The sequence below is a fragment of the Streptomyces sp. NPDC001220 genome, assembly GCF_053597895.1.
The window spans coordinates 43,413-57,819 of sequence record NZ_JBSFJE010000020.1 but is presented as its reverse complement, the minus strand read 5'-3'; the positions used below and the strand labels follow the sequence as shown (position 1 = coordinate 57,819).

Annotated in this window: 6 protein-coding genes; 5 read left to right on the top strand and 1 reads right to left on the bottom strand. The window is 67.8% G+C overall.

Features of this window, described 5'->3' with window-relative positions; genetic code table 11:
* Positions 1-63: 63 nt before the first annotated feature.
* The 4 genes from ACWDGI_RS36950 to ACWDGI_RS36935 all read left to right on the top strand — a co-directional run bounded on the left by ACWDGI_RS36950 (position 64) and on the right by ACWDGI_RS36935 (position 8,765).
* On the top strand, positions 64-6,945 hold the full coding sequence (locus ACWDGI_RS36950) for a polymorphic toxin-type HINT domain-containing protein (protein WP_450766763.1): 6,882 nt from the start codon (positions 64-66) through the stop codon (positions 6,943-6,945).
* A gap of 45 nt (positions 6,946-6,990) precedes the next feature.
* Complete coding sequence (locus tag ACWDGI_RS36945) at positions 6,991-7,203, top strand: hypothetical protein (RefSeq protein ID WP_450766761.1); 213 nt, start codon at positions 6,991-6,993, stop codon at positions 7,201-7,203.
* Positions 7,204-7,610: 407 nt separating this feature from the next.
* Positions 7,611-8,066, top strand: a complete 456-nt coding sequence (locus ACWDGI_RS36940; RefSeq protein WP_450766759.1) for a hypothetical protein — start codon at positions 7,611-7,613, stop codon at positions 8,064-8,066.
* 237 nt (positions 8,067-8,303) lie between these two features.
* Positions 8,304-8,765: a hypothetical protein gene (locus tag ACWDGI_RS36935; protein WP_450766757.1), complete on the top strand. Its 462-nt coding sequence runs from the start codon at positions 8,304-8,306 to the stop codon at positions 8,763-8,765.
* A gap of 731 nt (positions 8,766-9,496) precedes the next feature.
* On the opposite strand, the gene ACWDGI_RS36930 is transcribed toward ACWDGI_RS36935, so the two are convergent.
* Positions 9,497-12,340: a glycoside hydrolase family 3 C-terminal domain-containing protein gene (locus tag ACWDGI_RS36930; protein WP_450766755.1), complete on the bottom strand. Its 2,844-nt coding sequence runs from the start codon at positions 12,338-12,340 to the stop codon at positions 9,497-9,499.
* A gap of 355 nt (positions 12,341-12,695) precedes the next feature.
* Between ACWDGI_RS36930 and ACWDGI_RS36925 the strand changes: the two genes are divergently transcribed.
* Positions 12,696-14,387, top strand: a complete 1,692-nt coding sequence (locus ACWDGI_RS36925) for an extracellular solute-binding protein (protein ID WP_450766753.1) — start codon at positions 12,696-12,698, stop codon at positions 14,385-14,387.
* Positions 14,388-14,407: the final 20 nt, after the last annotated feature.

The following is a 14,407-nucleotide window of genomic DNA, read 5'->3' as shown; positions in this document are numbered from 1 at the left end:
CCCGCCGACACGGCGGGCGTGACCGAACCTCAGCGGACTTTCACACGAAACGGGAGAGCAGTCATGGATGGGCTACGGCGGACACGGCTGTGGGTCGTCGCTGTCACCACGAGCGCCCTGGTGGCCACGGGACTGGGCACCGCCCCGGCGGTGTGGGCAACCCAGCCACACGGGCACCACACGGTGCACGCACCGGATGTCAAGAACGGCACCGCCGTGCCCTTCAAGGCCAAGAAGGCCACGAGGAAGGACCCCGCCAAGGCGGCCGCCACCCGTACCGCCAGGCAGATCGCGCAGCCGGCACACTGGCCGACCGCGTCCGCCGTCACCGTACCCGTGGCAGCCGAGAAGGCCCGTGCCAAAGCCACTTCGGTGGGCGGTGTGCCGGTCGAGGTGAGCGCGCCGGCCACCGGCACAGCCCCGGCCAAGGTGGCAGTCAAGGTGGCTGCACACCGCACCGCAGCCGCCCTCGGCATCAACGGCACCGTACTGTCTCTCGCCCGCGCCGACGGGAGACAGGGAACGGGCAAGACCCGGGTGACCCTGGACTACTCCGGCTTCGCCCACGCCTACGGTGGCGACTACGCCTCCCGGCTGACCTTGATGCGTCTGCCCGCCTGCGCGCTCACCACCCCCAGCGTGAAGAAGTGCCAGGCCACGACCCCGATTGCTACCCAGAACGACGTCACACACCACACCCTTACGGCCACCACCGCCGTCAGTGCCTCCGCTGCGACGGCCCTCGCCGCGACCGCCGCCGCCAAGTCCGGAGCCGGCTCCTTCCAGGCGACCTCCCTCAACCCGTCCGCTTCCTGGAGCGCGGGCGGCTCCAGCGGTGACTTCACCTGGTCGTACCCGCTGGCCGTGCCGCCGTCCAACGGCGGGCCGGCCCCCAACCTGGCCATCACCTACGACGCACAGAGCGTCGACGGACGGCTGCCGTCCACCAACAATCAGCCGTCCTGGATCGGCGAAGGCTTCGACCTCACCACCGGATACATCGAGCGCTCTTACGACTCCTGCGACGACGACGGCCAGTCCGGCAAGAACGACGAGTGCTGGGCGAACGACAACGCCACCCTGGTCCTCGGCGGCAAGTCCAGCCCGCTCATCAAGGATTCGACGACCGGCGAGTGGCATCCCAAGGCCGACGACGGTGAGCGTGTCACCCACTCCACGGGCGCGACCAACGGCGACGACGACGGCGAGTACTGGACCGTCACCACCCCGGACGGCACCCAGTACGTCTTCGGCAAGAACCGTCTGCCGGGCTGGGCCACGGGGGATGCGGTCACCAACTCCACCTGGACCGCCCCGGTGTTCGGGGACGACTCCGGTGAACCGGGTTACGACCAGGGCAGCAGTTTCTCGAGCCGGGCGCTGACCCAGGCCTGGCGCTGGAACCTGGACTACGTCGTGGACCCGCACGGCAACGCGATGTCGTACTGGTACACCAAGGAGAGCAACTACTACGCCAAGAACGGCACCACGACCGACAACGGTACGGTGTACGACCGCGGCGGCTACCTGAGCCGGATCGACTACGGGATCACGTCCTCGACGGTGTTCAGCAAGGCGCCGGAGAAAGTCTCCTTCACCACCGCCGAACGCTGCCTGGTGACCAGCACCGAGAACTGTTCCTCGCTCACCTCCAGCACCGCCTCGCACTGGCCGGACGTGCCGTTCGACCAGGTCTGTGCCTCCGGAAAGGTGTGCACGGCGACCGGACCGACGTTCTTCTCCCGCAAGCGGCTGACCGGTGTGACCACCAGCGTCTGGGACGCGAGCCTGACCACCCCGGCCTACCGGGACGTCGACACCTGGGCTCTTGACCAGTCCTTCCCCGACCCCGGCGACGGCACCTCCGCAGGCCTGTGGCTGAAGTCCATCACCCGCACCGGCAAGGACGGCTCCACCAAGGACATGCCACCGGTCACCTTCGCCGGCGTCCAGTTGTTCAACCGGGTCGACACCACCCACGATGACATCGCGGCGCTGGTCAAGTGGCGGGTGCGGACGATCACGTCGGAGACCGGATCGGTCCTGACCGTCAACTACTCCGACCCGCAGTGCGTGGCGGGTAAGACCATGCCGAGCGCGCCGGATTCCGACAACTTGCGCTGCTTTCCGACGTACTGGCAGCCGCCGTTCACGGCCGATCCCCAACTCGACTGGTTCCACAAGTACGTCGTCACCCAGGTCACCGAGTCCGACCCGACCGGCGGGGCCCCGCTGAAGGAGACCGACTACACCTACAACGGCTCCCCGGCCTGGCACTACGACAGCGACAACGTCACCGCCCCGGCCAAGCGTAAGACCTGGTCGCAGTGGCGCGGCTACGGCAGCGTCACCACGACCACGGGCGATGCGCAGTCCACACGGACGAAGACCGTAGCCACCTACTTCCGCGGCATGGACGGCGACAAGCAGTCCGACGGCACCACACGCAGCGCCAAGGTCACCGACTCCACCAAGACCTCGGTGACCGACGACGATCCGCTCGCCGGAAACGTCCGCGAGTCGATCACCTACAACGGCTCCGCCGAGGTGTCAGGCACGATCACCGACCAGTGGACCCACCAGACAGCAACGGACGGCACCCGCAGCAGCTACTTCACCCGCCCGGCGGCCGTGCACACCCGTACCGACCTGGCCTCCGGCGACCCCCGCAACACGCTGGTCTCGACGACGTACGACCCGACGACCGGTGCGGCGCTGACGGTCGACGACCAGGGCGACACGGCCGTCCAGGGCGACGAGCAGTGCACCCGCACGACGATCGCGAACAACACCACCGACTGGCTGATGGCCTTCCCCACCCGGGTCGAGACGGTCGACGTGGCCTGCGACGCGGCGACGACCCGCCCCGACGACGTGGTCTCCGACGTTCGTACCCTCTACGACAGCCAGTCCTACGGCGCCGCCCCGACGCTCGGCGACGAGACGTCGACACAGCGCCTGTCGTCGTACAGTAACGGCAGCCCGGTCTACCAGACGGTGTCCACCTCCCACTACGACACGCAGGGCCGGGTCGACTCGGTCAAGGACGCGGACCAGAACACGGTCAGCACCACCAAGTACACGCCCACCACCGGCGGCCCGTTGACCAGCACGGTCACCACAGACGCCAAGAACTACTCGACCACCACCACCTTCGACCCGGCGCGTGGCCTTGCCACCTCGGTCGTCGACCCCAACAGCAAGCGCACGGACTACGCGTATGACGGCCTCGGCCGGCTGACCAGCCTGTGGCTGGCCAACCGCAGCAAGTCCTCGGGACAGTCCGCGAGTCTCGTCTACACCTACGCGATCTCCAACACCGCGGCCTCCGCGGTCTCCACGGGCAAGCTCAACAACGACGGCACGACGTACGACACGACGTACGCCCTGTACGACGCGCTGCTGCGACCTCGCCAGACCCAGACCCCGGCGCCGGGCGGCGGCCGGGTCATCGCGGAGACCAAGTACGACAGCCTCGGTCTGGCAGTCGAGTCCGACGCCGACTACACCGACAACACCTCCCCGTCCGGGACCCTGGAGAACATCACCTCCGCGGTCCCGTCCCAGACCCTGACCACGTTCGACGGCGCGGGCCGCGCCACCGCGAAGGACTTCTACGCCCTCGGCACCAAGCGGTGGACGACGTCCACGGCGTACGGCGGTGACCGCACCACCGTGACCCCGCCCAAGGGCGGCATCGCGACGACGACCCTGACCGACACCCTCGGCCGCACCATAGAGACCCGGCAGTACGACAACGGCACCCCGACCGGCACCTACACGTCCATCAAGTACCACTACGACGCGAAGAGCCGGCTGAAGGAGGTCGTCGACGACGACGGCAACACCTGGTCGTACGGCTACGACCTGATGGGCCGCAAGACGACGTCGACGGACCCCGACACGGGCACGACGCAGACGACGTACGACGACCTGGACCAGGTCGCCTCGACCACCACGGCACTCGGCACAGCTGACGAGAAGACGCTCAGCTACAGCTACGACATCCTCGGTCGCAAGACCGACATGTACGACGGCAAGGTGAAGGACGCGGCGCACGAACTGGCCAAGTGGACCTACGACTCGGTGGCCAAGGGGCTGCCCACGTCGGCGATCCGGTACGTCGGCGGCAGTTCGGGCTCGGCGTACGTCACCCAGGTCGGTGCGTACGACTCGCTTTACCGGCCGACCCTGACCCGCGTCACCATCCCCTCCGTCACCGGCGAGGAGGCGCTGGCCGGCGCGTACACGTCGACGACCGGCTACAACCTCGACGGAACCATCCAGGTCACCTCCGACCCGGCGGCCGGCGGACTTCCCGCCGAGTCGCTGGAGTACGGCTACAACGACCTGAGCATGCCGACTACGCTGAACGGCGCCACCGGCTACGTCCAGAACACCAACTACACCAAGCTCAGCGACATCAGCCAGCTCACGCTGGGGGTTTCCTCCTCGGACACCGCCAAGTGGCTCCAGATCACCAACACCTACGAGGACGGCACCCGCCGCCTCCAGCGGGAACTGGTCACCGACGACGCGCAGAGCGCACCCGTCCAGGACACGACGTACACCTACGACGACGCGGGCAACCCGACGAAGGTCGCCACGCACGCCGACGGCCTCGACGACGTCCAGTGCTACCGCTACGACGGCCACGACCGGCTCACCGAGGCCTGGACGGCCACCGACGGCTGTGCCGCCGCGGCGTCCACGGCGGTCCTCGGCGGCCCGGCACCGTACTGGCACAGCTACGCCTACGACGACCTGGGCAACCGCAAGACCGACGTCGACCACGCGACCACGGCCGGCGGTTCCGACACGTCGACCTCGTACGGGTACCCGCCAGCGGGCGGCACCCAGCCGCACACCCTGTCGTCGTCGACGACGACCAAGGGCTCGACCACCACCAAGAACAGCTACACCTACGACGCCGCGGGCAACACCCACACCCGTACGCTGGACGGCAAGACCCAGACGCTGGACTGGGACGGCGAGGGCCACCTCACCAAGGTGACCAACGCGGATGGGACGTCGGCCTCCTATCTCTACGACGCAGACGGCAGCCGGCTCCTCTCTCGCGACGACTCCGGCACCACCCTCTACCTCGGCGACACCGAACTGCACGTCGCCAAGGGCGCGGCGACGGCCACGGGCACGCGCTACTACACGTGGGCCGGCCAGACCATTGCCGTGCGCACGAGCACGGGCGGCCTTCAGTGGCAGGTCACGGACGCCCACGACACCGCCGAGATCGCGGTGGACGCGACGACACAGTCGCTGACCCGGCGGCGGCTCGACCCGTTCGGTAACGCCCGCGGCACCCAGCCGAGCTCGGGTTCCTGGCTGGGTGACAAGGGATTCGTCAGTGGTGTCGTAGACGCCACCACGGGGCTGACACACCTCGGGGCGAGGGACTACGACCCGACGATCGGCCGCTTCGTCTCGGACGACCCGGTCCTCGAGCTGACCGACGCCCAGCAGATCGACGGGTACACGTACGCGGCGGACAACCCGATCACGGGCAGCGACCCGACGGGCCTCATGAACGTGATGGATCCCGGTGGCGACGGCGGCTGCCCTTCCACCGGATGCACAGCCCCCTCCACCACAAGTGACGGCGACGGAGGCGGCACCCACCACAGCAGTGGTGGCGGCGGTGGCAGCTCGCACCACAGCTGCGGCTGGTCTTTCTCCTGCTACGCCAAGAAGGCCTACCACGTCGTCCAGCGGCACCCGGTGATCGCGGCCGTGGTCGCCACGGCGGTGGTGGTCGGCGCGGTCGCCTGCGTGGTGGCCACAGCAGGAGGTTGCGCAGCTGTCCTGGTCGCAGGTGCGACGGGCTTCGCCGAAGGTGCTGAGGCAGGCAGCCTCGCTGCTGCCGTGGTCGGTGCCTCAACCGGAGTTGCGGCTGAGGGCGGCGCTGTCGTCGCTGGTACGGCGAGTATCGCCAGCGCGGGCGCCGGTGCGATAGAAGAAGGTGCCCAAACCGCCTCCGCGTCCAAGGCGGCAACCGAATCCGGCGCCAAGGCGGCCGACAGCGCGGCGGAGGGAACTGCCGGTTCCGGTGCGGCCAAGGGTGGCGAACGTGCCGACACTGCCGCGCCCAAGACCGGCGCAAGCGGCTGCAACCACAGCTTCCTGCCCGCGACCAAGGTCCTCATGGCCGACGGTCATGACAAGAAGATCAAGGACATCAAGGCTGGCGACAAGGTCCTGGCCACCGACCCGGAAACCGGAAAGAGCCAGTCCCGCACAGTCGAGAAGCTCATCACCACGAAGCACGACAAGGACTTCGCCACCGTAACCGTCCGCAGTGGCGGCAAGTCATCGAAGATCGTTGCGACGGTCACCCACCCCTTCTGGGTCGCAACCAAGAGGGCATGGATCGACGCCGGCCACCTCAAGCCCGGAATGCGCCTCCTGTCCGCTTCCGGCGCCACCGTCGTAGTGTCGTCGGTCAAGATCTGGCACCACCAGCACCTCACACACGATCTGACCGTTGATGTCACGCACACGTACTATGTGCTGGCGGGGGCGACGCCGGTCCTGGTCCACAATTGCGGAACCGAGACACTTGGACCGAACACCTATTCCTGGGAGCATGAGGAATCGGGAAGCCTGTTCGAGGCAGAGGTTGATGAAAATGGGACAATGACGATGCTGGCTGGGACAAAAGAGAGCCCTGTGCGAGGCATCGACTTGTTCAACAGGGCGCTTGATCACTTTGGCGATCGAGTCACATCTATCAATGGCAATCTCATTGAAGAGAATAGGGCTACATTTAATGCGCTCACGGGCGGAGGTATGTCGCCAGAGGAGGCGATCCTCGAGACATGGACAGGGAAGCTGGCCACCAGAAGCGGGTTCAGTACGCTGAAGTCTCTTAAGCTTATTGGCGAGCCTGGAAATTATTCCAAGGTTGAGCCGATCTTCACAAAACCCTAGGGGGACGTGGTGACTCTAGATGACTGGATCGTACGAGCTCTCCGGATGCAGCAAGACGGGGCGACGATCGTCGACCTAGCCGGCTTCCTTCGAGAATTCGAGGAGGGCGGCGGCAGGAAAATTAACGCAGCATCCGCCCTTGGTAAGGAATACGGCTGGTCAGTAAAGCAGAAGCTTGAACTGCTGAGCTGGGTCGAAGGTGGAGTCACTGATGAAGAATTGATCTCCTTCGGCTCGCCCTGGTTTCCTGGTGAATAATCTGTATTTCTCGCTGGTGATGCCGGAATGCAGTACGTCGGGAACGGATTTATGCAATCCATGCAGGCTCTGATTTCTGAAACCTGGGACAAGGCCTTCTTCTGAAGGGCGTAGTCTCAAATCCTGCATGAGGGTCCGCCGGTTTGTTGGTGCGTCGCTTGTGCGTCTACGTGGGACGCCACGGCGTGGTGCTGCCGGCGGAGTTCTTCGAGCGGATGCGGGGGTTAGGGTGGAAGCTGCCTGCAGAGGCCGTCGACGCGTCGCTGGCGCGCCTGGGCTTGACCGCCTGGCAGGTCGGCTGACGTGTTCAGCGGCATGACGGATGAGATCACGGATATCAGTCACCGCGTGAATTCGGACCGCCGCGGGAATTTCGTCGGCACGGTACTGAGGTTGGGGAGTGGGAAGTGACAGGCGCACGCGCGGAACGCCGTTCCGCAGGCACCGAGACTCTGGTGGACGTACTGCTGCGCTGGGCGTGGATCCGGCGCCGCACACCGGCGCGGGACATCGTGGACTTCGACGGCGGGCAGCCGTTGCGGGTCGTCGGGTTCACGCAGAGTATCGGTGGGACGGTCAAGGTCTCGGTCGGCAGGGGCAAGCAGATTGCGCGGTTGAGGCAGGGCTACCTTCGGCTCGCCGCCGGGGAGGCGCCGGTCTGGAACGACGCGCGAGGAGGCCGGAGTGCGACCCTCCAGGCGCCGTTCCGGTTGAAGCCGGCGGCCGGGAAGGTACGCCTGGCCCGGAAGTTCGAGCGATACGAACTCGTCACGGGCGCTGGGACGTATGACCTGACGGTGCCCAGGAAGGACGGGGAGCTGATACGGCACGCGTTGGGCGGCGATGTTGGGACTCGCTGTTGATTCTCGGCAAGCTCTAGCAATTCGCTAATCACTTCAGCTTCCACGGCACGTCATCATGTCGCACGGAGTTAGTCCCTGGAACACCGTCGGACCGATGGCTGGTATGTAGTCGAGGGAGGTCGTGCACCAGCGTGGAGTGACCCCTTGAGGTCCGACACTTCCGTTTTATGCGGCGAGGTGGAGTCGTTGTCTGTAGCGGGTCCTGGCCTGGTGTGGGGTGAGGTAGCCGATGGTCGAGTGGATCCGCTCCCGGTTGTAATACTGCGCGATCCATCCGAATACACGACCGCCCAGGAGCGATGGGGCCCGTGCGCGGACGATGGCGACGCGGAGTTGTTCGGCGGCCGGGCCCTGCTCCACACCGACTTACGGCCGGACAACATCCTCATCACCGACAGCCAGGCATGCCCGGTCGACTGGGCGTCTTCCACCCGGGGGGCGGCCTGGATCGAGCCATTCCTGTGGGCCCTGCAGATCATGCAAGCAGGGGAGGCGGTGGCAGTGGCGGTGAGCTGGGCGCGTCAACTGTGGTCCTGGCGCGAAGCAGCCCCCACAACGCTGCGGGCGTTCGCGGCTGCTGTCGCACGCTTATGCCACAGCACTGCCGCCACCGAGAAGTCCCGTGAGGCGATCCATGCGGCGGCCTGTGCCGCTGAACTACGGGCCTACCTCACCCTGGGTCCTGAGACCGGAACATGACCGCCACGCCCGGGAGTTACGGGCGCGTGTTCGACAGCGAACATCCTGGACTAACTCATATGGGTGACTGAGGGGCGTTGTTCACATTCATCTAGTCACGGTGCATAGTTCGCGGTTAAATGTCATCCGTGTTTCTGGCCGACGGCCGTTACATCTGACAAGCTGCCGCGCTGAGACGCGGTGGGTGGTCCCTCGTTCATGCTCCGCAAGTTGGACAGAGGGCACCACGGTGGGGCCCGGCGGCGGGACGTGCCGCCGGGCCCCATTGCGTTCTACGGCAGGAAAAGGCTTGCTGGTTGCAGGAGGGCCTGAAACTCCGCACAAGCGGACGCAGCCTGTCGACCGCGCGCCCCCTGCGGGATGCCTTTTCGGTCGTCTTGCTGGAGTCCCGCCCCGTGAGCCGTCCAGCGTGAAGAATGCGCAGGTGGGAACGGCGGCCCGGCTGGATGTTCTCGCCGGTGTTCCCACGGGAACACCCTTCGACGCGTGGACGGCTTCAGGCGGGCTGAAGCGGCTCAGTCCGGGCTCAGACGGGACGGATTCGCCCTGGTCACAGCAAACCAGCAGGTCAGGCCCCCTGTAGAGGGCTCACTGTGCGGGGGCTCCGGCCGCGGTGAGCCGTGGGGGCGCCGGTGAGCTTTGTCGACGGGTGATCGTCGTCCCCTCGAAGGGGCCCGGCGCCGATGCCTTCCGGTGCCGGGCCCCTTCTCGGTGCCGGCCGCTCCGGACCCTCAACCGGAGAAGCCGACGTGCGCGAGCCGCAGCGGGCCGCGCAGTCTGAGGTGGACGTCGTGCACACCCTCGGCGACGATGCCGGCGGTGAGCGAGGTGTACGCATACGGACCCGGCGTCGGCTCGGCGAGCGTCAGCACCGCCAGCGACGGGCCGCCGTCCAGGGAGAGTTCCAGCGAGCCGGCGCCCGACACCCGCGCGGTCACCTGCGCCACCCCCTGACCGAAGTCGCAGTCTCGGTAGACGAGTTCACCGAGGCCGTCGCCCTTCGGCGTGACCGCGTCGCCCGCCGTCCTCGTACGGTCCACGATCGCGATCCCCGACTGCTCGTCGAAGCCGGCCGCATCCAGGCCGCGTTCGGAGGTGACATCACGCGGTGCCGCCTGCTCGCCGTCCAGGACCACCGTCGTACGCAGCCGGATGTCCTCGCTGGACGCGCCGACCAGGACGTCGTACGGCCCCTGCTCCAGGCGTCGTCGGTCCCGCGCCACGTCCCAGAACGCGAAGGCGGAGAGCGGGACTTCGAAGGCCAGCCCGGTCCGCTCGCCGGGGGCGAGGGTGATCCTGCGGTGGGCCAGGAGTTCGCGGCGCGGGCGCACCGACGACGGCTCGACCGCCCGGGAGTAGAGCTGGGCCACCTCGTCCGCCGTCACGTCACCGGTGTTGGTGACCGTGAACGACACGTGGAGCGTCCCCGTCGCCGCCTCGGCGACCAGGCCGGCGTAGGAGAAGGACGCGTACGACAGTCCGTGGCCGAACGGGAAGAGCGGGGTGCCCTCGAAGTAGAGGTACGTCTGCCGGGCGCCCAGTACGTCGTAGTCGAGCAGGTCGGGAAGGTCCGCGTCGGCGGCGTACCAGGTCTGCGGAAGACGGCCGGCGGGGGAGACGTCACCGGCCAGGACGCGGGCGAGCGCGGAGCCGGCCGCCTGGCCGCCGTGCGCCGTCCACAGGACGGCGGGGAGGCGGCCCACGTCCACCGCGTAGGGGTAGGCCGAGGTCAGGGCCAGGACCGTCCGCGGGTTCGCGGACCGGGCCGCGCGCAGCAGGCGCTCCTGGTGCGGGGGCAGGGCCAGGGTCGTACGGTCCTCGGTCTCGCGGCCGTTGATGTGCGGGTCGTTGCCCGCGACGACCAGGACCGCGTCGGCCGCCGCGGCCACCCTGGCGACGGCCTCCGTGCCCCGCTCGACGATGATCAACTCGAAGATCGACGCGTTGTCGGCGGCAACCCGTACGCCGTCGGCGGCGACACAGAGGTGGTGACCGGTGCCGAGATGCCGGAGGAGGTGACCGTTCTCGTGGGGTTCCAGGCGGAACGTCTCCTGGACGACCCAGCCGCCGGGCTGGTCGGCGGAGGCGCGGACCCGGCCGTCGTCGGCGACCGACAGATAACGGCCGTCGGGGGCGCGGAGCGTCAGCACGCCCTCGCCCCAGTCGACGAGGGCGAGTTCGGTGCCCGTGGCGTCGGTGGTCAGCGGGGGCAGGTCGGTACGGCCCGCCAGCAGCGCCGGGTCCAGGGCACCCGCCGCGCCGCGTGCCTCGTCGGCGGCCTCGGGGGCGGGCGGCACCTGCAGGAAGGTGCCGTCCGCGAGCCTCAGTCGGACCCGGTCCACGCCCTCCGCGAACTCCACCCGCTCCGCGCCGAACCGTTCGTACAGGCCCTCCAGCGGGGTGGAGCGGTGCAGCAGCGTGCCGCTGTACCAGTCGAGCTTGCACTCGTCGGCGAGCAGGCCGACCACCGCGATCCGGGTGTCGGGCGCGAGCGGCAGCAGGTCGTCGTCGTTCTTGAGGAGGACCACCGCCTGTTCCGCGGCCTCCTGGGCCAGCGCGCGGTGGGCCGGGGTGTCGAAGTCGGACGTGTGCGCGTACGGGTCGTCGTGCGGGTCGAACTCGCCGAGGCGGAAGCGGACCGAGAGCTGGCGGCGCACGGCCGTGTCGATGTCGGCCTCGGTCAACAGGCCCTGCTCCAAGGCCCCGTTGATCCGCGCGACGATCCGCGAACCGTCCGTGCCGTGGTCGGTGAAGCTGTCGACACCGGCGAGCAGGGCGGCCGCGGTGGCTTCCTCGTGGGTGTCGAAGTAGTGCTCGTGGTCGACCAGGTTGCTGGGCGCGCCGGCGTCCGAGCAGACCAGCAGATCCTCCTCCGTCCAGGTCCGCAACCGCTCGCGCAGATACGGGGAGACGTGGTTGGGGCGGCCGTTGACCAGGTTGTACGCGGGCATCACCCCGGCCACCGCGCCCGCCCGTACGGTCTCCTCGAAGGCGCGCAGGTCGTACTCGTGCAGCACCCGCGGGCGGACCGAGGAGGAGGAAGTGGCGCGGTCCGTCTCGTTGTTGTGGGCGAGCCAGTGCTTGAGGACGGGCGCGGTGCGCCAGTACACCGGGTGGTCGCCGCGCAGGCCGCGGGTGTAGGCGGTGGCGATGGCGGAGGTGAGCCTCGGGTCCTCGGAGTAGCCCTCCTCGTTGCGGCCCCAGAGCGGGTGGCGCAGCAGATTCACCGTCGGTGCCCAGACGTTGAGGCCCACGCGGTCGTCGCGGGCGCGCATCGCCCGGACCTCCTTGGACACCGCCTCCCCGACCCGTCGTACGAGATCGGTGTTCCAGGTCGCGCCGAGGCCGACCGCCTGCGGGAACACCGTCGCCGGGCCCATCCAGGCGACCCCGTGCAGGGCCTCCTGACCCGTGCGGAAGGCGGCGACGCCCAGGCGTTCCACGGCGGGCGCGCACTGGTGCAGGAAGGAGACCTTCTCGTCCAGGGTGAGCCGTGCCAGCAGGTCGTCGATGCGCTTCGCGAACGGCAGGTGCTGATCGCGGAAAGGCGGCGTAGGCGGCGTTTGAGCGGTCACGTGCGGTTCCCCTTGCGATGGAGCGACGAGGAGCTTTCGAAGCGCTTCGATGCTCATTCGACGCACCGTCGGGTGTCAAGAGACGCTCACCAAAAATTCAAGCGGCACATACGAAGAGGTCATCCCCGGCACCTCGGAGGAATCTTGGGAGCGACCCTTGTGCACCCCCGGGTGTTCACTTAACCTCGCAGCAACATCGAAGCGCTTCGACTAGCCGATTCGCCGGTCCGCCCAGGGACGCACGACGGTGGTCGACCGTGGTCGGGGGATCGCTTCGGCTCAGCCAGTTCCACTCGAGACACCGCAGCCGACGGCCACCGCCGGGTGTCCTGGTGCGCCATGAAGGGTTGACGCAATGACGCCGAACGCCACTTCCGCCCCCTCCGGGCCGAGCCGGAGAAGTTTCCTCGCCTCCACGGCCGTCGCCACCGCAGCGGTGGCGGGCGGGATGCCGCTGCTCGCCGCCTGCGGAGCGTCGGACAGCGGGTCGGGGGGCGGCTCCTCCTCGGGCAAGGACGCGAAGAAGCTGCTGCCCTCCTACGTCGCCAACAACGTGGTGACCCCGGACATCCCGGCGAAGAACGGCTCGGCGATCGGCTTCACCGCGAAGCTCGACCTGGCGACCCTGAAGACCTCGGTGCCCAAGAAGCTCGGCAAGGGGGGCAAGGTCACGGTCATGTCCCCGTTCTGGGGCTCCCCGCCGAAGGACGACAATGCCTACTACCAGGCGATGAACGACCTGATCGGCGTCGACGTCCAGTGGCAGAACCAGGACGGCAACACCTACGACCAGAAGCTCGGCGCGGTCCTCGCCTCCAGCGACGTACCGGACGTGGTCGTCGTCCCGAACTGGAACATGGGCGGCAAGATACCCACCGCCATCATCAGCAAGTTCGCCGACCTCGGGCCGTATCTGTCGGGTGACAGGGTCAAGGACTACCCGAACCTCGCCGCCATCCCGACCGACGCCTGGCGGCGCTGCATCTTCGGCGGCAGGCTGCGCGGACTGCCGATGCCGTCCTCCTACGTCACCAACATCGTGCCCCTCTACCGTAAGGACGTCTTCGACAAGGAGGGCTACGAGGTCCCGCGCTCGGCCGACGAGTTCCTCTCCCTGGCCAAGGAGATCACCAACGCCAAGGCCAAGCGCTGGGCCTGCACGGACATGAAGTGGACCGCCTGGCAGATGTTCAGCGTCCTCTCCGGCAGCGAGAAGCCGCTCGGCTGGAACCTGGTGGACGGCAAGCTGGTCAACCGCATCGAGACGGACGAGTACCTCGAAGCCCTGGAGTGGACCCGCAAGCTCTTCGCCGCCGGTGTCGTGCATCCCGACGCCAAGCTGGGCAAGAACGCCCCCGACCCGGGCCCCAAGTTCGCGGCCGGCGAGTTCCTGATCTACGCCCAGGACATCAGCCAGTGGTGGAGCCGTACCGCCGAACAGGCCACCCAGAACCCGGACTACAAGATCTGGGGCATGGACGTCTACGCCCACGACGGCGGCGACCCGCAGGTCTGGGCCGAACAGCCGGCCGGCATCTTCGCCTTCATCAACAAGAAGGCCTCGGAGTCCGTCATCCACGACGTGCTGGCCGTCGCCAACGTCACCGCCGCGCCGTACGGCACCAAGGAGTACATGGCCACCAACTACGGCGTCGAGGGCACCCACTACACCGTCAAGAACGGTGTGCCCACCAAGACCACCCAGGGCAACAACGAGGTCCTCAACGCCTACGTCATGGTCGCCAGCCCCGCCGCCACCATCGCCCACCCCGACTTCCCCGACGTCGCGAAGGCACAGGTCGAGTGGCAGCAGCGGATGGGCTCCTTCACCAGGAAGTCCAGCTTCTTCGGCCAGATGATCACCGAGCCGTCCCGGTACACCAACCTCATGAACGACTTCGAGACGTTGGAGGACGACATCACCCGCGGCCGCAAGAAGATCAGCGACATGCAGCAGGCCGTCTCCGACTGGAAGAGCAAGGGCGGCGACCAGCTGCGCGACTGGTACCACAAGCTGCTCGACGACAACGGTTCTTCGGCGAGCTGACCAGGCACCGAGGCAAGGAG